17 protein-coding genes are annotated in these 21,261 nt (G+C 65.4%); 11 read left to right on the top strand and 6 right to left on the bottom strand.

The window, feature by feature from the left end:
• Window positions 1-4 precede the first annotated feature (4 nt).
• Entirely contained in the window at window positions 5-1,399 is a 1,395-nt protein-coding gene (locus tag GRI89_RS16385) for a mechanosensitive ion channel family protein (protein ID WP_159797939.1), read from the top strand.
• Window positions 1,400-1,406: 7 nt separating this feature from the next.
• Here GRI89_RS16385 and ppa read toward each other — a convergent pair whose 3' ends face one another.
• Window positions 1,407-1,946 (bottom strand): inorganic diphosphatase, encoded by a 540-nt coding sequence (gene ppa, locus GRI89_RS16390; protein ID WP_159797940.1) that lies wholly within the window; start codon window positions 1,944-1,946, stop codon window positions 1,407-1,409.
• 170 nt (window positions 1,947-2,116) lie between these two features.
• Between ppa and GRI89_RS16395 the strand changes: the two genes are divergently transcribed.
• A complete protein-coding gene (locus GRI89_RS16395) occupies window positions 2,117-3,226 on the top strand; it encodes an LLM class flavin-dependent oxidoreductase (protein ID WP_159797941.1) in 1,110 nt (369 codons plus the stop codon).
• Here GRI89_RS16395 and GRI89_RS16400 read toward each other — a convergent pair whose 3' ends face one another.
• Complete coding sequence (locus GRI89_RS16400) at window positions 3,227-3,913, bottom strand: DUF1345 domain-containing protein (protein WP_328598318.1); 687 nt, start codon at window positions 3,911-3,913, stop codon at window positions 3,227-3,229. It abuts the gene before it with no gap.
• A 43-nt stretch (window positions 3,914-3,956) separates the two neighbouring features.
• Window positions 3,957-5,900, bottom strand: coding sequence for a M61 family metallopeptidase (locus GRI89_RS16405; RefSeq protein WP_235913482.1), 1,944 nt, complete (start codon window positions 5,898-5,900; stop codon window positions 3,957-3,959).
• A gap of 94 nt (window positions 5,901-5,994) precedes the next feature.
• Between GRI89_RS16405 and hisS the strand changes: the two genes are divergently transcribed.
• The 8 genes from hisS (at window position 5,995) to GRI89_RS18315 (ending at window position 17,035) form a co-directional block, all read left to right on the top strand.
• Window positions 5,995-7,404, top strand: coding sequence for a histidine--tRNA ligase (gene hisS / locus GRI89_RS16410; RefSeq protein ID WP_159797943.1), 1,410 nt, complete (start codon window positions 5,995-5,997; stop codon window positions 7,402-7,404).
• Window positions 7,401-8,468 carry a peptide chain release factor 1 gene (gene prfA / locus GRI89_RS16415; protein ID WP_159797944.1) on the top strand — a complete coding sequence of 356 codons (1,068 nt, stop codon included), beginning with the start codon at window positions 7,401-7,403 and terminating at the stop codon, window positions 8,466-8,468. The genes hisS and prfA overlap by 4 nt, the downstream gene beginning before the upstream one ends.
• On the top strand, window positions 8,465-9,316 hold the full coding sequence (prmC, locus tag GRI89_RS16420) for a peptide chain release factor N(5)-glutamine methyltransferase (RefSeq protein ID WP_159797945.1): 852 nt from the start codon (window positions 8,465-8,467) through the stop codon (window positions 9,314-9,316). Before prfA ends, prmC begins: the two co-directional genes overlap by 4 nt.
• A 199-nt stretch (window positions 9,317-9,515) precedes the next feature.
• Complete coding sequence (locus GRI89_RS16425; protein WP_159797946.1) at window positions 9,516-10,160, top strand: DUF4167 domain-containing protein; 645 nt, start codon at window positions 9,516-9,518, stop codon at window positions 10,158-10,160.
• A gap of 3 nt (window positions 10,161-10,163) precedes the next feature.
• Window positions 10,164-11,729, top strand: coding sequence for an apolipoprotein N-acyltransferase (gene lnt, locus GRI89_RS16430; protein ID WP_328598319.1), 1,566 nt, complete (start codon window positions 10,164-10,166; stop codon window positions 11,727-11,729).
• Window positions 11,730-11,783: 54 nt separating this feature from the next.
• The gene (metK, locus tag GRI89_RS16435; RefSeq protein ID WP_159797947.1) at window positions 11,784-12,992 is read left to right on the top strand and encodes a methionine adenosyltransferase; all 1,209 of its coding nucleotides are present in this window, start codon (window positions 11,784-11,786) and stop codon (window positions 12,990-12,992) included.
• A gap of 94 nt (window positions 12,993-13,086) precedes the next feature.
• Complete coding sequence (locus tag GRI89_RS16440; RefSeq protein ID WP_235913483.1) at window positions 13,087-15,000, top strand: M3 family oligoendopeptidase; 1,914 nt, start codon at window positions 13,087-13,089, stop codon at window positions 14,998-15,000.
• A gap of 139 nt (window positions 15,001-15,139) precedes the next feature.
• Complete coding sequence (locus GRI89_RS18315) at window positions 15,140-17,035, top strand: alpha/beta hydrolase family protein (RefSeq protein WP_159797948.1); 1,896 nt, start codon at window positions 15,140-15,142, stop codon at window positions 17,033-17,035.
• Between the two features lie 12 nt (window positions 17,036-17,047).
• Here GRI89_RS18315 and GRI89_RS16450 read toward each other — a convergent pair whose 3' ends face one another.
• Window positions 17,048-18,313 carry a spinster family MFS transporter gene (locus GRI89_RS16450; RefSeq protein WP_159797949.1) on the bottom strand — a complete coding sequence of 422 codons (1,266 nt, stop codon included), beginning with the start codon at window positions 18,311-18,313 and terminating at the stop codon, window positions 17,048-17,050.
• A gap of 160 nt (window positions 18,314-18,473) precedes the next feature.
• Here GRI89_RS16450 and GRI89_RS16455 point away from each other — a divergent pair, with 160 nt between their 5' ends.
• Window positions 18,474-20,348 carry a TIR domain-containing protein gene (locus GRI89_RS16455; protein WP_159797950.1) on the top strand — a complete coding sequence of 625 codons (1,875 nt, stop codon included), beginning with the start codon at window positions 18,474-18,476 and terminating at the stop codon, window positions 20,346-20,348.
• Window positions 20,349-20,400: 52 nt separating this feature from the next.
• Here the strand turns inward: GRI89_RS16455 and GRI89_RS16460 are convergent, their stop codons facing one another.
• Both GRI89_RS16460 and GRI89_RS16465 read right to left on the bottom strand, forming a co-directional pair.
• A complete protein-coding gene (locus tag GRI89_RS16460; protein ID WP_159797951.1) occupies window positions 20,401-20,772 on the bottom strand; it encodes a hypothetical protein in 372 nt (123 codons plus the stop codon).
• Between the two features lie 12 nt (window positions 20,773-20,784).
• Entirely contained in the window at window positions 20,785-21,183 is a 399-nt protein-coding gene (locus tag GRI89_RS16465) for a hypothetical protein (RefSeq protein ID WP_159797952.1), read from the bottom strand.
• Window positions 21,184-21,261: the final 78 nt, after the last annotated feature.

The following is a 21,261-nucleotide window of genomic DNA, read 5'->3' on the forward strand; positions in this document are numbered from 1 at the left end:
ACCGATGAAACCGCCAGTTGTCGTAATCTGGGCCGCGTTGGCGGTCATGGCCTTGCTCTTTGCTTCGCCGGTACAGGCACTGGTCCCTGGCGTCGCGCTATCGGCTGCCCCCACCGTGCCCGTCGCCACCTCGACCATCTCTGCCGAAAAGGACGAGAGTTCGGACGGCAAGATTGCGGAACGGATCGGCGGTATCTTCTCCGAGTTGCCCGGACTCGCGAACGTAAGGGTCTCGGTGAGCCAGGGCGTGGTTTCGCTCACAGGAACAGTTGCAAAAAACGAGGATCGGGCTCGCGCCGAGGCCATAGCCGGGCGGGTGTCGGGTGTGGTTACGATCGAGAACGAAATCGTGCGCGATACTTCGGTCGGCGGCGCGACCGCAGGGGTCAAGCAGGTCACAAGGCAATTCGCCGATTTCGCCGCGATGCTCCCACTGATCGGAGCGGCGATGCTTGTGTGGCTGGTCATCGCGGCGCTCGGCTACCTGATCGCCGGGTTCGGAGGGATATGGAAGCGCCTTGCACCCAATTCTTTCCTTGCCGAGTTGCTCGCCAGCGCGGTGCGCTTCACCTTCGTCGTCGGTGGCCTGGTAGTGGCGCTCAATATGCTCGGTGCGGGTGCGCTCATGGGTGCGGTTCTGGGCGGGGCAGGTGTGGTCGGCATCGCGCTCGGTTTCGCCATGCGCGACACCATCGAAAACTATGTCGCCTCGCTCATGCTCAGCTTGCGCCAGCCCTTCCGGCCCAACGACTGGGTCGTGATCGACAGCCACGAAGGCCATGTGATCCGCCTGACCAGCCGCGCGACGATCCTGATGACGCTCGACGGCAACCACTTGCGGATTCCCAATTCAGCGGTCTTCAAGGCCGTGATCCTAAATTACACGCGCAACCCGCGGCGGCGGTTCCAATTCGATCTCGGAATCGATGCCGATGACGATCCGACCGCCGCACGCAGGGTCGGGCGCGACGCGCTTGGCAATCTCGACTTCGTTCTGGCCGATCCTGCGCCCGAATCGCGGATCATAGAAGTCGGCGATTCGAACGTCGTCCTTCGCTTCCTCGGTTGGATCGACCAGCGCGAGGCGGACTGGCACAAGGCGCGCAGCAACGCGATCGCTGCAGTCAAGGCCGCCCTCGAAACGGCGGGTTTCGCCATTCCCGAGCCGATCTATCGCCTGCGTTTCGATGCGCGCACCACGCCGCTTCCGTTCGAGAACGTTGCGGGCGAGTCCCAAGCGGCGGTCGCCCGCCCGAAAGAAGCCGCCCGGCCGAAACCTGCAGCGGCGGAAGATGTCTCGCCAAAGGACGAAGTGGCCGGAATGGTCGAGAACGAACGCCAGACCTCCGGCCAGGGGCAGGAGAGGGATCTCCTCGACCCAAGTCGGCCAGTCGAGTGAACCTGCGTTAGGCGGCCTTCGCTTCCTTCGCCCGCTCGATCGCCTCAAGCACGATCCGTCGGGCATCCGACGCATCGCCCCACTGACCGATGCGCACCCACTTCTCGGCTTCGAGATCCTTGTAGTGGGTGAAGAAGTGCTCGATCTGCTGGAAGATGATCGAGGGCAGGTCCTTGGTCTCGCCGACGTCCGAATAGTACGGGAAAGTCGTGTCGACCGGGACGCAGATCAGCTTCTCGTCGCCGCCATGCTCGTCCTCGAGGTTGAGCACGCCGATCGGGCGGGCACGGACGACGCAGCCGGGAATGAATGGGCTACGGGCAATGACCAGCGCGTCGAGCGGGTCGCCGTCGGGCGAAAGCGTGTGCGGGACGAAGCCGTAGTTTGCCGGATAGCGCATCGGCGTGTGCAGGATGCGGTCCACGAACAGCGCGCCGCTTTCCTTGTCGAATTCGTACTTCACCGGTTCGCCGCCGGTCGGGACCTCGATGATGACGTTGAGGCTTTCGGGCGGATTGTCGCCCACGGGGATCAGGTCGATGCGCATCGGTCTCTCTTGCGGTTACGTCGTGCCGGACCCTCTCCCCGCGCCGGCGCGGCTGCCCCTAGCGCCCCCCGACGGATACCGCCACCCGGCAATTGCGAAACGGGGCAAAAAGGCGCAATGTTGACTTTGACAAAGTCCGTCCGAGCGCGGCGGATGCGCGGAGAGAGAGCATGCACGTAGGCCTGGCAACCGGTTTCGCCCACCAGCGGGGCAAGAATTACGACGAAGCGCGCTTCGTGCGCGAAGAGGTCGGCAACCTGGTCTATGCCGAGGAGCTGGGGTTTGATTCGGTGTGGATCACCGAACACCACTTCGGCGACTATTCGATGTCGAACGACCCCCTGCAGCTGCTGACCTACATCGCCGCCAAGACCCACCACGTTAAGCTCGGCACGCAGTGCATCATCGTGCCGTGGCACAATCCGGCGCGGCTCGCCGAGAAGATCATCAACCTCGACATCCTGTCGAACGGCCGTGCGATCCTCGGTTTTGGCGGCGGCCTCTCGCAGCACGAATTCGCCGGGCTCGGCGTCGACATGAACAAGAGCCGCGAGCTCTACAACGACATCCTTGACGTGGTCATCCCGGCGATCGAGACCGGAATCATCGAAGGCGAGGGCGCCTTCGGCACGATCCCGCGGCAGGAGCTGCACCCGGCGCCAATCAAGAGCTTCGAAGGCCGCAAGTTCTGCGGCAGCCTGTCGGGCAACTCGATGTACACGGCGGCCAAGCACGGCTGCGGGAACATGATCCTGATGCTCCCGCAGCGCGGGCAGGACGTGAAGGCCGACAAGTACACCGAGGTCTGGCAGGAAGTGAACGGCGCGGACACCAGCCCGCCACCGCCGATGCTCGGGGGCAACTACTACATCGACGAAAGCGCCGAGTTCGCGCAAGCGCAGGGAGAGATGTACCTCGGCAACACGATGCGTGCGGCGATCAGGAATTACCACCTCGATACGCCGGGCAAGTTCCCGCAGATCAAGGGCTACGAGCACTACGAGAACATGGTTCTCGCTCCCGAACAGGTCGAAGGATACGTCGAGAATTTCTCGAAGGGCGCAGTCACCGGCACGCCGCAGATGATCCTCGAGCGGATGTGGGAGCTGAAGGAACAGTTCAAGCCGCAGGGCTTCTTCCCGCACGTCTATTACGGCGGCATGCCGCAGGACGAGGCGCGCAAGAACATGGACCTGTTCGCGAAGGAAGTCCTTCCCGAGCTCAAGAGCTGGGAAGCGGAAGCCAGCATCGACGACCGCTTCCTTGAAGCGGCGGAGTAGCTAGCCGCCCGATCCGCCGAGCACGTTGATCGTGAAGGCGATCACGCCGATGTTGAAGACGAACGCGGCGAAGCAGTGCAGCAGCGCAACCTTGCGGATTCCCGGCGCGGTGATGTCCACGTCGGAGGTCTGGAAGGTCATACCCAATGTGTAGGCGAAATAGGCGAAGTCCCAGTAGTCGGGCGTCTTCGTGCCGGGAAAATCGATCCCCGCGGTGTCGCCGCCGGACTTCGGCTCGGCCGTGTAGTAGGTGTGGGCGTAGTGCAGCGCGTAGACGCTGTTCGCAAACAGCCAGATCAGCAGCATCGTCACGACCAGCTTGGCGATCGCCTTCGGGTCGCCGTTTCGCGCTCCGGGCATCTCGCCGGTGAGGGCGGCCATTGCGACCAGCGTCAGCAGGCTGGTGACCACGAGCATGAGCAGGCGGTTGGCGTCGTTGTCGCGCGCATGCCGGCGCATCGAGGCGGCAGTGGAATCGCGCAGCAGCGGGACCAGTGAGGCGAAGAACACCAGTGCCGCGAAGTCGAAGGCCATCGCCGCCCCATCCCGCCAGTCCGGCGCCGGGGCCATGGCGCGATAGGCGATATAGCCGGCAACCAGCAGGGCAAGGAAAACGAGGAATCGAAGCGGGGCGACCCGGTTGCCGATACCGGCGGTGTCCCGGGCTTGATTCGCTGCCTTGTCCACGTCCCGCCTTCTAGCGCCGCGTACCTGGCGGCGCGAGCGCGATTCAGCCGCCTGTACGCGGCGCTAGCAGCCGATCGAGCGGCTGCTCGCCGTCGCTGGCCGGGACGAGCCACGGGTAGCGCAGGCCGCCGTGGTAATCGATCGGCACCGTCAGGTAGCGGTCGCCCCGCCTGACCAGCAGTTCGATCGGCTCCTTGCCGCCCTTCGCCGCCTTCACCGCGTCGACCATGACGTCCTTCGAGAACGCGGTACCGTTCACCGCGATCACCTGCGTGCCGGTAACCAGCCCGGCGTTGAAGGCGGGCGAATCCCACTGCGTCGAGCCGACCTTGCCTTCCTTGTCGAGATTCATGCCGAGCGAATACTGCAGGCTGGTGGTGCCGTCGCTGTCGTAGCGCTGCTTGTGGTAGGGGTTCATCTCCTCCTTCCACTCCAGTTTGTAGCCTGCCTTCTCTATCCCCCCGAGCGGGGCGGGTTGGTTCGGCTGGCGCAGGCGGGTGTCGAGGAACCCGGCCCAGTCGTAGGAATAGACCGCGTCGAGCGCCGCGACCACGTCGTCGAAGGTGTAGGTCAGGGTGCCCCAGTCGCCGTCGTTCACGCCGAAGAAGGCGCGAGCGAAGTCGTCGAGCCCCTTCCTGCCGCCGGTCCCCTCGCGGATGACCTGGTCGGCCTCGAGCCAGACCAGCGCGCCCTCCGAGTAATATTCCTCGTTCAGGCTCAGCGAGGCGTAGGGCTGCGGCTTGCGCGCGTCGACGATCGGATCGAAGGTCGTGTCTTCGACCGAGCGCCACTTGCGCCCGGCGAGATTGGAGTAATAGCCCGCCGCGCTGGCAAACATGCCGAGCACGACGTCTTTCGGCTGTACGCCCGATCGGGCGGCGAGCACGTAGCCCCAGAACTGCGTCTGCCCTTCGTAGGCCCACAGCAGCTGGTCCTGCATCGGATGGCGGTAGTCGGGTGAGTACAGCCCGGCCGGGCGGCGGTACTTGCCGTTCCAGCTATGGACGAACTCGTGCGGGATGACATTGCGGTCCCACGCCCCGGCGTCCCACTTCACCAGCGTATCGGGATTCTGCGAGTTCTCGCTCGAGCGCTGGTGTTCGAGCCCGATGTCGCCCATCCGGTCGGTCTGGGACAGCAGGAAATCGTAATGGTCGAAGTGCTTCGCACCGAACAGCTCGAGCGCTTCATCGACAAGCTTGCGATAGGTTGCGAGGTGCTCCGGTGCGAGTTCGAGCTGCGACGGCTTGTCGGCGACGACGTCGAGCGAAACGTCGTGGCCGAGGTCCCAGCGGCGCGCATGCTTGCCGGCGAACACCGGCGAATCGACCAGCGTCTCATAGTCGGTCGCGTCCCACCGCACGGTGCCGCTGGGCGCCGATTGCCCGTCTAAAGCAGTGAAGGCGGTCCAATCCTCGGGGAAGGTCACAGCCGGGCGGACGGCGATCCGGCGGGCGTAGTACCCGGCCGGGTAGAGGCTCATCGCGTCCCACTGCAGGTTGAGCATTTCCTGCGTCATCACGATGCGGCCCTCAGTCGACTTGAGCGGCGAAGTGAAGACGAAGCGCGCGGTCAGTTGCTTGGCGCCTTCAGGGATCGAGACGTGCAGTGCGTTGACGTTGATCGCGTCGCGGGTCCAGGTCACCGGCTTGCCGTCGGCGGCGAAGTGGAAATCGGCGAGCAGGCGAATCCACGGGCGCGGCGCGTGCTTGCCGTTGAGCCATTCGGGCGAGAGCAGGACCAACTCGCGCGTGCCCGGCGGAACGGGAATCGTCTCTTCGACCTTGAAGACGCCGCGCGTCACGTCGGTTGCATCGATCGCCAACCCGATCGTGCCGGGAAAGGCTTCGTCGCGCGCCGGCGGGATCGCGGCGGGCAGGGCCGCGGCGAGCGGGGCGGAGCGGACGGCGTCCTGTCCGGAGGCGGCGGCGGGCTGGGTGAGGGAAAGGGCGGCGAGGAGCGGGAGGAGTGCGACTGTACGATTCATCGCGGGTCCCATGCCGCCGACCGGTTCCATCTGCAACCTTTTGTGCCGAGCATGCTTTGCGAACGCCGATATCCGGGGTAAGCGCGCGCCCGAAATGGCAAAGATCGAAACACCTCGCCCGATAAGAGGCACGCAGGACATCATCGGCCCCGACGCCGAGGCCTTCGCGCATGTCGTCGAGACCTTCGAGCGGGTCCGCAAGCTGTACCGCTTCCGCCGCATCGAGATGCCGGTGTTCGAACGCACCGAGGTCTTCGCCCGCTCGATCGGCGAGACGACCGATATCGTCTCCAAGGAGATGTATTCGTTCGAGGATCGCGGCGGCGAATCGCTGACCCTGCGTCCCGAATTCACCGCCGGGATCGCCCGTGCCTACCTGACCGACGGCTGGCAGCAGTACGCCCCGCTCAAGGTCGCGACGCACGGCCCGCTGTTCCGTTACGAGCGCCCGCAGAAAGGCCGCTACCGCCAGTTCCACCAGATCGACGCCGAGATCATCGGTGCGGCCGAGCCGCAGGCCGACGTCGAACTGCTCGCGTTGGGCGACCAGGTGCTCAAGGAACTCGGCATCGCCGACGTGACGATCCACCTCAACACGCTCGGGGATGCGGCGAGCCGCGATGCCTGGCGCGCCGCCCTGCTCGACCACTTCCGCGCGGTGAAGGGCGACCTGTCCGAGGAATCGCAGGAGCGGCTGGAGAAGAATCCGCTGCGGATCCTCGATTCCAAGGATGCGCGCGACAAGGTCTACGTCGCCGATGCGCCGAAGATCGACGACTTCCTGAGCGACGAAGCCGGGCGGTTCTTCGCAGACGTGACGAGCGGGCTCGATGCGGCCGGCGTGAAATGGGTCCGCGCCCCGGGCCTCGTGCGCGGTCTCGACTACTACCGCCACACCGCCTTCGAGTTCATCCCCGACGAGGGCTCGGCCTCGGCCAACGCGCTCGGCAGCCAGAGCACGGTCCTCGGCGGCGGGCGCTATGACGGCCTGATGGATAGCCTCGGCGGCGCGCCTACCCCGGCGGTCGGCTGGGCCGCGGGAATCGAGCGGCTGGCAATGTTGGTGGGGGAAGGTCATGCCGACCTGCAACCGCACGTTGCGGTCATCCCGGTTGGTGAAGACGCGCTCACTGTCGCACAATCAGTCCTCGCCGAGATCCGGAGTTATGGGATCGAGGCCGAAACGTCATTCCGGGGCAACCTGAAAAAGAGAATGCAGCGGGCGAACGCATCGGGAGCGGCCTTCGCTGTTATCCTTGGCAGCGATGAACTTGCGTCTGGTTTGGCGACGGTACGAAATCTGTCGAATGGCGAGGAATACAAAACTCCCATCCGGACTCTCGACGTCGATCTTCACACACTGGTCGCAGTACACAAATTCAACCGGGGGTCGCAGCCCGATCCGTTGGCGGATGCGCTTGAAGGTACCCAAGTGAAGATGACCAAGGACGGCTTGGTCATTTCGTTGCTGGGCAATGCTCCGCTTCACAGCGACGACCAATGACCATCCCCAACGACCGTTTGCACCAGATCGCCAATCGCTTCGCCGAACTCGAGGCGCGCATGGCTTCGGGTACGCTCGAGGGCGAGGATTTCGTCGCCGCGAGCCGCGACTATGCGGAGCTCGAACCCGTCGCCAAGGCCGCGCATGAGGTTCGCGACATGCGCGCCGAGATCGCCGAGCTTTCCGCGCTGACCGACGACCCGGAAATGCGCGCGCTTGCCGAGGAAGAGCTGGCCGAGCTGCGCCGCGCGCTGCCCGATGCCGAGCACCGGCTCGCCGTCGCCATGCTGCCGCGCGACAGCGCCGACGAGCGCCCGGCGATGCTTGAAATCCGCGCCGGCACCGGCGGCGACGAGGCCGCGCTGTTCGCCGCCGACCTGTTCCGCATGTACGAGGGCTATGCCGCCGAACAGGGCTGGAAGGTCGAGACCGTCAGCCTCAACGCCAACGAGATCGGCGGCTTCAAGGAAATCGTCGCCAACGTCACCGGCAAGGGCGTGTTCGCCAAGATGAAGTTCGAAAGCGGCGTCCACCGGGTGCAGCGCGTGCCGGTCACCGAGAGCGGCGGGCGCATCCACACCTCGGCGGCGACCGTGGCCGTCCTGCCCGAGCCGAGCGAGGTCGAGGTCCACATCGAGGACAAGGACCTGCGCATCGACATCTACCGCGCCAGCGGCGCCGGCGGGCAGCACGTCAACAAGACCGACAGCGCGGTGCGCATGACCCACCTGCCTACCGGTATCGTCGTCGCCATGCAGGACGAGCGCAGCCAGCACCGCAACCGCGACAAGGCCATGCAGGTGCTGCGCGCCCGCATTTACGAAAAGAAGCGCGAGGAAGCCCACGGCGCCGAGGCCGCGGCGCGCAAGGCCATGGTCGGATCGGGCGACCGCTCCGAACGCATCCGCACCTACAACTTCCCGCAGGGCCGCGTGACCGACCACCGTATCGGCCTCACGCTTCACAAGCTGCCCGAAGTGCTCGCCGGCCACGGCCTTGCCGAAATGATCGACGCGCTGATCGCCGAAGACGAGGCCAAGCGACTGGCGGCAATGGACGCATGACCACCGTTGCCGAGGCGCTGCGCGAGGCGACGCGGCGGCTGGAGAGTGTTTCCGATACCGCGCGGCTCGATGCCGAGCTGCTCATGGCGCATGCGCTGCGAGTCTCACGATCGAACCTGCTGCTGCGCGAGACCGGGCGGGAAGCTCCGGCGGGTTTCGCCGCGCTGGTCGAGCGCCGCGAAAGGCACGAACCGGTCGCCTACATCAGGGGGCGCCAGGAATTCTACGGCCGCGACTTCCTCGTCGGTCCCGATGTGCTGATTCCCCGCGCCGACAGCGAAACGACCGTCGAAGCCGCGCTGGCGGCGTTTCCCGCCGGAGACAGGGTGCTCGATTGCGGGACCGGCTCCGGCGCATTGCTGCTGACGGTCCTGTCCGAACGCCCGGGCAGCACCGGGATCGGCATCGACCGCTCGCCCGAAGCGCTGGCGGTAGCTGCGGACAATGCCGAGCGGCTCGGCCTGTCGGAGCGCTGCGACCTGCGCTTTGCCGACTGGACCGAATCCGGCTGGGCAGCCCGCCTCGGGCAGTTCGACCTGGTCGTGGCCAACCCCCCTTATGTCGAGACCTCGGCCGAGCTCGACCGCTCGGTCCGCGACCACGAGCCGGCGGGAGCGCTTTTCGCCGGGCCCGAAGGGCTCGACGATTACCGGGTGCTTATTCCGCAGCTTCCGCAACTGCTCGCTCAAGACGGCGCCGCGGTGCTCGAAATCGGGGCTTCGCAAGCCGACTCGGTCACCGAAATCGCCGCAAGCTGCGGATTTTCCGCCGAATTGTACTGCGATCTGGCCGAACGGCCGCGGGCATTGGTCCTGCGATTAAGGACTTGGCAAAGTGCGATGGAGTAGCTACCTCTCAGTTCAGACCGGCGGCCGACGACAATCGGGTCAGGGCCGGGTCTAACCCCATCAATAGCGTGGAGTGCGGCGAATGCCGCGGCTGGCATGTGCAAGGTGGGACACGCAGGCGCTTTAGCGCGCGCGTGACGGGGGGTCATAGGTCGGGCGAGGGCAGTGTTGCCCGCCGCAACAAGGAAGCGAATTTCCCTTGAGTCAAAATCGAAACAACAATCGCCGCCGCGGCCGGAACAATCGCGGCCCGGGTGGCGGCAACCAAGGTAACAGGATCGACAGCCGGGCGCGTGGCAACGCGCCGCAGATGCTGGAGAAGTACAAGAAGCTGGCACACGACGCCTCGCTCAACGGCGACCGCGTGCAGACCGAATATTACCTTCAGTTCGCGGATCACTATTTCCGCGTCATCGCCGACATCAAGGCGCAGAAGGACGAACAGCAGCGTTCGCGCGGCGGTAACGACCGCGACGACGACGACAGCGATTACGAGGACGTCGAGGAAGAGCGCCAGGCGCGCAACGATCGCGGCAACCAGCGTGGCCGCCGCGGCCGCGACGATCGCGACGATCGCGACGAAGAAGGCGATCGCGGCCAGGAAGGCGAGGATTCGTCCGACAACGATCAGGACGAGGAAGAAAATCCCTTCGTCCGCGAGAGCAAGCCGCGCCGCGGGCGTCCGCGCAAGAAGGCCGACGACGGCGAACCGGCCGGTCTCGACCCGTCGAGCCTTCCGCCTGCCATCGGCAACGACGATGACAGCGAGGAGGAACGGCCCCGTCGCCGTACGCGGAGCCGCCGTTCGGGCGGCGACGAAGAGGCGCTTGAAGCGCACGGCTGATACGTGGAGCGGCTATCGCGCGCGCTGGCCTGGTTTTTCAACCGGCCGCGGATAGCCGCGCTCACTCTCGGAATCCTCGCCGCCACCGGCTTCCAGCCGTTGGCTCTCTGGCCGATAGCCTTGCTGGCGATGGGCGGGTTCGCCCTGTTGCTGGTCCGTACGACGGGTTGGCGGCGGGCCGCCATGCTCGGCTGGATGTTCGGCATCGGCCATTTCATGCTCGGCAACGCGTGGATCGCGACGGCCTTCACCTACCAGGCAAACATGCCGGCTGTGCTCGGCTGGTTCGCGGTGCCGCTGCTCGCGCTCTACCTGGCCCTGTTCCCGGCGCTGGCGGCAGGTGCGGCACGCGCGCTGGCCGGCCGAGTTGCCCTGCCTCTCGCTTTCGCCGGGTGCTGGACCCTGTCCGAATGGCTGCGCGGCTGGCTCTTCACCGGCTATCCGTGGAATCCGTTCGGGATCGTCCTGCTCGGCCCGTTCGACGGGCCCGGGCTGGCGGCCATCGCGCCGTGGATGGGAACTTACGCGCTGTCCGGTCTCGCGGTGCTGATCGGCGGCTTGCTTGCCGCTGCGCTGGCGAGTCGGCGCTGGCTGCCCCTTGCGCTCGCCTCGGTCCTCCTCGCTGCAGGCATGTACCTGCCGGCCGGTGCGGGGGCATCAGGCAAGACGCCGTTCACTCTCGTCCAGCCCGACATCCGCCAGGAACAGCTCGACGACCCGCGGTATTTCGAAGATGCCTTCCGCAAGACCGCGGAACTGGGCGCGGCGCGCGTTCCGGGTGAGCGGCGGCTGCTGCTCTGGCCCGAATCCGGCGTCCCCGACTACCTCGAAGACGGCTATCCGCAGCGCTACTACAGCGCGACGACCGCCTTCGCCGATCCGGTGCTGGCGCGCCGGCGCATCGGCCTGGTCATCGGGCCCGGCACCACGCTGCTGACCGGCGCGGTGGATCTCGAGGTCGCGGACGATCATGCGGTCGGCGCCTACAACGTCGTGACGGCGCTCGATGCGGATGGCGCGATCGTCGGCTCGTACGCCAAGGCCCATCTTGTGCCTTACGGCGAATACCTGCCGCTGCGCTGGCTGCTCGAACCGCTTGGCGCGACGCGGCTCGTGCCCGGTGCGCTCGATTTCCTGCCGGGCCCGGGTCCGCAGACGATCGATCTGGGTCCGCTCGGCAAGGCCGGGGTGCAGATCTGCTACGAGATCGTATTTTCCGGCAGCGTGGTCGATGCGGCGCACCGGCCCGACTACATATTCAATCCCTCGAACGACGGCTGGTTCGGCCCTTCGGGTCCGCCGCAGCACCTTGCGCAGGCGCGGCTTCGGGCAATCGAGGAAGGCCTGCCGATCCTGCGCGCGACCACCACCGGGATCAGCGCGGTGATCGATGCCCGCGGCGTGGTGCGCGATCACATCGGCCGCCTGCAGGCGGGGCGGATGGACGGGATGATTCCGCCTGCCGCACCGCCGACGCTTTTCGCCCGCGCAGGCAATCTCCTGGCCCTTGCCTGGGCCGTGCTCTTTCTTTTGTCGGGCTTGGTTGTCTCGCGGCGACGGGCTCGTTAGACCGATCACCAACTTCGTCCCAAAAGTTGAAACCCCAAGAGGAACGATAACTCGATGCGCAACAGTTACCTGTTCACGTCCGAAAGTGTGTCCGAAGGCCACCCCGACAAGGTGTCGGACCAGATCTCGGATGCGGTGGTAGATCTTTTCCTTGCGAAGGACCCGGAAGCTCGCGTCGCGTGCGAGACGCTCACGACGACGCAGCTGGTGGTCCTGGCGGGCGAAATCCGCTGCAAGGGTGTTTACGAGAACGGCGAATGGGCACCCGGCGCGCTCGAGGAAATCGAACGCACGGTGCGGGGCGTGGTCAAGGACATCGGCTACGAGCAGGCGGGCTTCCACTGGGAAACGCTGACCTTCGAGAACCACCTGCACGGCCAGAGCGCGCACATCGCGCAGGGCGTCGACGCAGGCGAGAGCAAGGACGAAGGTGCGGGCGACCAGGGCATCATGTTCGGCTTCGCTTGCGACGAGACGCCCGACCTGATGCCGGCGACGCTCGATTACAGCCACAAGATCCTCGCGCAGATGGCCGCCGACCGCCACAGCGGCAAGGCGCCTTTCCTCGAGCCCGACAGCAAGAGCCAGGTCACGCTGCGCTTCGCCAACGGCAAGCCCGTCGCGGCCACGGCGATCGTCGTCTCGACCCAGCACGCCAAGGGCTATGACCAGGGCGAGAAGAAGGCCGAACTGGCCAACTACGTGAAGCAGGTCGTGGCCGACGTGCTGCCGGCCGAACTGCTTAGCGACGAGACCGTCTACCACATCAATCCGACCGGCAGCTTCGAGATCGGCGGACCGGACGGAGACGCCGGGCTGACCGGACGCAAGATCATCGTCGATACCTACGGCGGCGCGGCCCCGCACGGCGGCGGCGCCTTCTCGGGCAAGGACCCGACCAAGGTCGACCGTTCGGCGGCGTACATCACGCGTTACCTCGCCAAGAACGTCGTGGCCGCGGGCCTCGCCAAACGCTGCACGATCCAGCTGGCCTATGCCATCGGCGTGTCGGAGCCGCTGTCGCTCTATGTCGACACGCACGGCACCGGAAAGGTCGAGGATGGCGCGCTCGAAGAGGCGATCAAGTCGATCGGCAAGCTCGGCGGCCTGACCCCGCGCGGCATCCGCACGCACCTCGGCCTCAACAAGCCGATCTACCGCAAGAGCGCGGCATACGGCCACTTCGGCCGCAAGGCCGAAGGCGACTTCTTCCCCTGGGAGAAGACCGACCTGGTCGAGGACTTGAAGGCCGCCATCGGCTGATCGTTTCGGCGGGCGTTCGACCAACGTCCGCCGCCGTTCTGCCAACGTCTTTGTCCCCCTTGCCCTGCGCGCGCCGTGCATTAGCCTGCGCGCCATGACCGCGCGCCGCGGGCGCGCCCAACGGGGACTCACCAAAATGCTTCACACCGACCGTCGCGGCATCCTTGTCCTTGCCGCCGTCATGCCGTTCGCCGCCAGCTCGCTCCCGGCACTCGCGCAGGCCGCCAGCGGCACCGCTGCGGGCGACTGGGACCTGAGCGACATCTATCCCGACTGGGCGGCTTGGGACGCGGCGCGCAAGGGTGTGCTCGACGCTCTGCCGCGGCTCGCTGCCTACAAGGGCCACCTCGGCGACGGTGCCGAAGCGATGGCCAAGGCGATGGTCGACATGTCGGACGTCACCAAGACTGCCGTAAGGGTCTACGTCTATTCCTCGCTCAGTGCCGATGCCGATGTACGCGTCGCAGAGAACCAGGAACGGCGCGGTCAATCGGCCGATATGTTCACCGCACTGAGTGAGGCGACTTCATGGACGTCGCCGGAAATCCTCGCGCTCGGCAAGGACAGGGTCGAAGGCTTCATCGCCGAAAACGCGACTCTCAAGACACGCTTCGCGTTCGGCCTGCGCGACACGCTGCGCGGCGCGGAACATACGCTCGATACCGCTGGCGAGGCGATCATGGCGTCGGCCGGCGCACCGCTGGCCGGCCCCTCCGACGTGCGCGGCCAGCTCGTCGCATCAGACATTCCGCGCCCGACGGTCACGCTGTCCGACGGAACCGAGATGCGGCTCGACGACCAAGGTTACACGCTGGCGCGCGGCACGGCCAATCGCGACGATCGCAAGAAAGTGTTCGCCGAGTTCTGGGACTCCTACGCCGCCTTCAGCAACTCGCTCGGCGCGGCCTATGCCTCGAAGATCAAGGGCGACGTGTTCCGCGCCAAGACGCGCAACTATCCCAACACGCTGGCATTTGCGCTCGATGGGCCGAACATCCCCGAGGGCGTCTATCGCACGCTGGTCGACGAGACCAACAAGGGCCTGCCACAACTGCATCGATACTTCGACCTGCGCCGCCGCATCCTCGGCCTGCCGGACATCGGCTACTACGACATCTACCCGCCGCTGGTCTCCCTTGGCCGCAAGTTCAACCTCGACGAGATGCGCACCATCACGCTGCAGGCGCTGGCTCCGTTGGGGCCGGAGTATGTCGGCCTGCTGACCGAGGCGACGACCAAGAAGTGGATGGATCCGCGGCCGCGGCCGGGCAAGACGTCGGGCGCCTACATGAACGGCAGCATCTACGACGTGCACCCGTACCTGCTGCTCAACCTGGGTGAGGACTACGACGGCCTCTCGACCTATGCCCACGAATGGGGTCACGCGATCCACACGTTGCTGTCGAAGAAGCAGAACCCCTACGAGACCTACAGCTACGCGACCTTTATCGCCGAAATCGCCTCGACGGTGAACGAGGTCTTCCTCAGCCGCTACATGATGGAACGCGCCAAGACCAAGGAAGAGAAGCTGTTCTACCTCGGCCAGCAGCTCGAGAACGCGCGCGGCACCTTCTACCGCCAGACGATGTTCGCCGAATTCGAACTGAAGGCGCACGAACTGGCCGAGAACGGCGAAGGCCTGTCGGGCCGCAAGTTCGCCGAGGTCTACATGGACCTGCTGCGCCGCTACCACGGGCCGAACATGATCCTTCCGGACAACGTGGCGCACGAGTGGTCCTACATCAGCCACTTCTTCCGCGGCACGCCCTACTATGTGTTCCAGTACGCCACCTCGATCTCGGCCGGCACCTGGTTCGCCAAGTCGATCCTCGATGGCGGCAAGGCGGAGCGCGAGGCCTTCATCTCCGTGCTCAAGGCGGGCGGGTCGGATTACCCGGTGGAAATTCTCAGGAAGAAGGCCGGCCTCGATATGACCAAACCCGACGTCTACCGCGGCTTCGTGGCGACCATGAGCGACACGATGGACCAGATCGAGGCGCTGCTCTGAGGGCTTGAAATCGCCTTCGTTTCAGGGAATTGTATCGCGAGAAACCAGACGCGGGGGATGCCGCCTGGAAGTATCAATTGGGGGGCGCTTCATGTTCTCGTTTCGCCGTGCACTTCTCGGATCCATTTCGCTCGCCCTGGTGAGCGCAACCGCAATACCTGTCGCTGCCGAACGGCCAGCCGAATATTTCGCCACGCCGCCGCGCATGTCGAACCCGGTGATTTCGCCGAGCGGTAAATTCGTTGCCGCCGAGATGTCGCTTGAAGGCAAGCAGCAACTGGTGATCATTCCAACCGATCGCAGCCTTGGCGCGCCGGTACTGATCGGGGCGGGCGACTACGACCTGTGGGACCTGACCTGGGTGAACGACGACTGGATCCTGGTTCAAACAGGGATCGATGGTCGCGTCGAGGATGGCAAATTTGTCGATGGCGCGGAGGTTTACATTTCGCGCTACGTCGCTTTTCGCACCGACGGGAAGGAACAGCATGTCCTCCAGCCAAAGCTCGGCAAGATGCTGAGCGACGGCGGGACGGTGATCTGGACAGCCAAGGACGGTTCTCCCGAAATCCTGCTGCAGTACCGCACGTCCTACTACACTTGGGAGCAAGGGTTCTGGCCGCAGGTCATGCGGGTCGATGTCGCCAAGAACAGTTTCAAGCTCGACACCTCGCCGATCGAGGGAATCCAAAGATATTACGCCGATGCAGACGGCGTCGTGAGGGTGGGCATCGGTTCGGAAAAGGAAGGCATCCGAAATCGCTTCGTCTATCGCTCGGGGCCGAAGGAACGGCTCAAGGAGGTTGCCAGCGTCGGCTACCAGGACGACCTTCTCGCGCCGCGCATGTTCTATCCCGACGGCAAGACGGCCCTCACCGTCAGCACCGAAAACGGTGTCGCCGCGTTGCGCAAGCTGGATCTCGCCACCATGACGCTGGGCGATGCTGTGTTCCATGTCGACGGGTACGACCTCGATGCCTGGTATACCGACGATCTCGGTTCGCAACTGCGCGGGGTCCGCTGGATCGACCAGATGCCACGGTATCGCTGGTTCTCGACTGATATGCAGCAGCTCCAGAGCCTGCTCGACCAAGGATTTCCTGGCCGTTTGGTGCAGATCGTTTCCAGCAGCCGCGACTATACCAAACACGTGATTTCCGTCGGCACGCCCTCGCAACCGGCATCGTACTACATCTTCGATGCAACCACGAAGAAGGTCAGCCTTCTCGCCAAGGCGCACGAGGAACTGTCGGCCGAACCCAATGGCCCGGTCTCGACCGTCGTCTACACCGCCCGCGACGGGTTGAAGATTCAGGCTGTGCTGACGCTGCCGCCGGGCAAGGAAGCGAAGAACCTGCCACTGATTCTCCTGCCGCACGGCGGACCGCAGTCGCGCGATTACGAGCGCTGGGACTGGTGGTCGCAATTCCTCGCGGACCGCGGTTATGCCGTTCTCCAGCCCAACTATCGGGGCTCCGCCGGCTTCGGGGAGGGGTTCCTTGAGGCGGGTGACGGCGAGTGGGGCCTCAAGATGCAGGACGACATCGTCGATGCGAAGAAGTGGGCGGTCGAACAGGGACTGGCCGACCCGGGCCGGGTCTGCGTGGTTGGCGCGTCATACGGCGGCTACGTCGCCATGCGTGCGGCCCAGCGTGACAGCGTCGAGTTTCGTTGCGCGGTGAGCTTTGCCGGCGTCTCCGATCTGCCGGCAATGCTTGCTTCGGATCGTCAGTCGATCTTCGGCAAATTCATGAAGGAGTATTGGGAGAATCGCACCGGGGACCTTGCACAAGTCTCGCCCATCAAGTTTCCCGAACAGTTCGGCGCCCCGATCTTGCTGGTGCATGGCAAGGAGGACCTGCGCGTCCCGGTCGAACAGAGCCGCGACCTCAACGACGTGCTCAAGAAGGCACACAAGCAGGTCGAATATGTCGAGCAGCCCGAAGGCGATCACCACTTCACGCGCACGGAAGACCGGCTGCAGTTCCTCCAGGTGATGGAAGCTTTCCTCGACAGGTACAACCCAGCCGACTGAGCTGCTTTGCCGTCAGCCGCCCTCGGCGCGGACCTTTGCCTGGTCAGCGGCGAGGCGGCGAGCGGCGAGCATGTAGTGCGCTCCGGCCCAGAGGTAGGCCAGTGCGGAAATCGCCATGGCATAGGCCAGGCCTTGCGCCGGGCCGTAGCGGGGCGACAGCGAGTCGCTGACGAAGCCGATGACCAAGGGCCCTGCTCCCCCGGCAAGGCCGTAGACCACGCCGAGCAGCGCGCTCGCGGTCGCCCGCATGCGCGGGTGCATGAGGTTCTGCAGCGTGGCGAAGGTAATTCCGAGGTAGCCGAACATGAAGACGGTCGAGATGCTGACCAGTGTCAGCAGCACGGTCAGGTCGCCGCGGGTGATCGCGAAGGCGTAGAGGGGGCCGCCGATGAGCAGGCAGACACCGGGCACCAGGGCGTAGGCCGCCGGGTGCTTCTCGCCGAACCTGTCGCCGAGCCAGCCCGACAGCACCACCGAGATCGCCGCCGGCAGGCTGGCGGTGACCCCGGCGTAGAGCCCCGCCTCGCCGATCCCGAGCGCGAACTGCCGCATCATCAGCGAGGTGAAGAAGTAATTGATGCCGAACCCCAGCGTCGCCGCGATCGTCGATCCGATCACCAGGTTGCGCGCGCTCGGCAGGCCGAACAGCCGTGTCACCACCCGGCCGAGCGAGGGCACTTCGTCGCTGGCGCCGGCGTCGTGCCGTCCGCGTGTCGGCTCCTCGATGAACAGCCAGGCGAGCACGGCCAGCACCGCACCGGGAATGGCCGCCATGAGGAAGGTGAAGCGCCAGTCGTAGGACTGGGCGATGGCGCCGCCTCCGACGAAGCCGATGAAGGCTCCAACCGGTGGGGCGAGCAACAACACCGAGATAGCAAGGCCGCGCCGGTTGGCCGGGAAATAGTCTGCGATCACCGACTGGTTCCCGGGCAGTCCGATTGCCTCGCCCACACCGACGCCGACCCGGGCGAGCAGCAACTGAGTCCAGGTTCCCGCCCAGCCGCAGGCGGCAGTGGCGAGCGACCACAGCATTGTGCCGGCCGAAATCAGCGTCAGCCGGCGGAACCGCTCGGCAAGACGGGCTATGACGATCGCGAGCACGATATTGACCGCGGCATAAGCGAAGCCGAGCAGCGAGACCTGAGTGTCGCTGAGGCCGAACTCCGCCTTGAGCGGCTCGACCAGCACATTGACGACGATGCGGTCGACGAAGCCGACGGTGGCGATGCCGGCAAGGATGGTCAGCGCCAGCCAGGGCGCGTCGCGGCGCGTTTTCATGTGAGGCTCCCTCCCGATCCTGGTTGCCGGGGCATAGCCTGCGGCGAGCGCCTTGCGCCAGCGAAACCGGGTGCGCGGCATTGCTCCCTTGTCATATAACGGGGCCTCCGGAATAAAGCGCACTCGGCGCGCAGCTATGAGTGCCGACAAGGGGAAAAGCTTGGCCGCACCCGACATCTTCCTGTCCTACAACCGCGAGGACGCCGCGCGGGCGAAGCACTTTGCCGATGGCTTCGCGGCCGAGGGGCTCGAGGTCTGGTGGGACGTCGCCCTGCGTTCGGGCGAGGCCTACGACGAAGTGACCGAAGCGGCGCTGAGGAACGCCCGGGCCGTCGTCGTGCTCTGGTCGAAGAAGTCCGTTGTCTCGCGCTGGGTGCGTGCAGAGGCGACGCTGGCGGAGCGCAACAAAACCCTGATCCCCGTAACGATCGAGCAGTGCGACCGGCCGATCATGTTCGAGCTGGTGCAGACTGCCGAACTGGCGCACTGGCAGGGCGATCCCGGCGATCCGGCATGGCGGACCTTCGCCGGCCATGTGCGCGACTTCGTCGGCAAGGGAAGTGCCGCGACCGCTCAGCCGGTCGGCACGGCACCGGACCAGGTCTCGATTGCCGTCCTGCCATTTGCCAACATGTCGGACGATGCCGAGCAGGAGTATTTCGCAGACGGGATCAGCGAGGACATCATTACCGACCTGTCCAAGGTCTCGGCGCTGTTCGTGATCGCCCGCAACACCGCCTTCACCTTCAAGGGCAAGCACGTCGACATCAAGGACGTCGCCCGCCAGTTCGGTGTCACCCATGTGCTCGAAGGCAGCGTTCGCAAGGCGGGCAACCGCGTACGGGTGACGGCCCAGCTGATCGACGGAGCCACCGGCGGGCATGTCTGGGCCGAACGCTACGACCGCGAACTGGCCGACATCTTCGAGATCCAGGACGAGCTTTCTGAGGCGATCGTCGGTGCGCTAAAAGTCCGCCTGCTGCCGAGCGAGAAACGCGAGATAGAGAACCGCGGCACGCGCAATGCCGAGGCATACGATCATTACATCCGCGCCCGCGCGCTGCGCGCGTCTATGGACTTCGGCAACCTGGCAAAGGCGACCGACGCCTATCGCGATGCGGTCCGCATTGATCCCGCCTTCGCCTCCGCTTGGGCAGGTCTCGCCACCATCCAGCAGAATCTCGGCTTGTTCACACGACCCACCGAGGCGGAAAGGGCGGAGATAACGCGCAGCTATGCCCGCGCTGTGCAGCTCGGCCCCGACCAGCCCGACGTTGCCGCGCTGCGCCTGTTGCGGTCGGCGAATGCGTTCGACTGGCCGGCCGTGGAGGAGGGCATCGCCTACTTTGTCGAACGCGGCGACAACAACTGGTCGGTGGTGAGCCACGCGATGCTGGCGCTGGGGCGGGCGCAGGAAGCAGTTGAACAACAGTCCAAGGTCGTCCGGTCCGATCCTCTGTCGCTGGGCGGATCCTATGTCCTGCAGCACAATCTCAGCTGTGCCGGCCGGCTGGAAGAAGCCGATCGCGAATTCGAGCGGTGCCACGAAATTCATCCGACCGCGAGCGCGACCGTCTGGCAGGCCCTGGTGCGGGCAATGGCGACGCGCGATCATGACAGGGTCTTTGGCCTCTACGCCAGCCAACTCGGTAGCGGGATGGAGCAGCGGCAGCCCTATGCTCGCGATCTTGTCGCTGTGAAAGACGATCCGGCGGCCGCGCTCGAAGTAATCCGAGAGGCCCTGACCGATCCGCAGCTCCAGTTTCCGCTGCACCTCACCAGCCTTGCGCACTGGTTTGCCTACTACGGAGACGACGAGACGGTGCTCGCAATCTTTCGGGAGGGCCCAAGCAGCGAGCAGCCGCTCCATTTCATGCAGGAGCATTGGCAACCCGGGTTCGCGCGGGTGCGGCAGTCGACCGGGTTCAAGGACCTCCTGCGTGATGCGGGCCTGGCCGACTACTGGCGCGCGACGGACCGTTGGGGCGAATTCGCTCGTCCGGTTGGCGAGGACGACTTCGAGATCATCGCCTAGACGCGACGAGGCAGCGCCACACTCGTGACGCGGCCCCTTCGGTCGTTGCGGGTCAAATCGTCGCCGGGCGGTTGTCACGCACCCAGCGGCCGACCTTGCGGCCGTATTGTGCGATCTGGTGCATGTTGAAGAAGTGCCAGAAGCCCAGCACCAGCACCGCGAGGCCAACCTTGGTGGCGACGAAGCGGATCGCGTCGGCAATGGTCTCGGGCTCGCTGCCGAACTGCAGGGTCAGCAGGATGAAGCCGAGGTTGACGAGGTAGAACCCGACCACCAGCAGGTGGTTGGTGCTGCGCGCCAGCGTCTCGTCGTGGCCGAAGCAGTCGATCAGGAAGATCACCCCGTTGGTGCTGAGCGTCCGCGCGACCCACACCGTCATGCCGATGGCGAAGGCGAGATAGGCGAAATAGCTGACTTCGGTCATGGTGCGTCTCCTTCAGTGGATCAGGTCGTGGATGGGCTTGGCGGGTTGGTCGGGAGGTTCGGGGTCACTGGCCCAGCGCAGGCCTTCGCGCCAATAGCCCCACGTGGTGGCGGTGATGGCGCCGGCTAGCGTTCCCGGGACCGCCAGGGTTAGAGCCAGTCCCAGCCAATCGCTGGCAATCCCGAATGTCATGACAGGAATAAGGAAGCCGAAGAGTGCGCCCAACACGCCATAGTTGACGGCGGTTTCGCAGTCCCAGCGGCGCAAAATGGCGGTGAGCGGCAGTCCAATGACGAGCGCTGCAGCAAAGGTTATTCCGAACGAATACCAGAGGGGCATGGTGACGATCGCGATACCGAGTGCGTCGACTTGGCCCCCCTCGAGTACGGCAGGCAAAGTAAAGATCAGCATGGGCGCGCCTCCTGCAAAGGCTCCCATTGCGACAGAGCGAAGGAATGCGAGTAGCGCGACCTTCATCGTGACCTCCTG

Origin of the sequence: Croceibacterium salegens, assembly GCF_009827435.1 — a bacterium.
Classification (GTDB): Bacteria; Pseudomonadota; Alphaproteobacteria; order Sphingomonadales; family Sphingomonadaceae; genus Croceibacterium_B; species Croceibacterium_B salegens.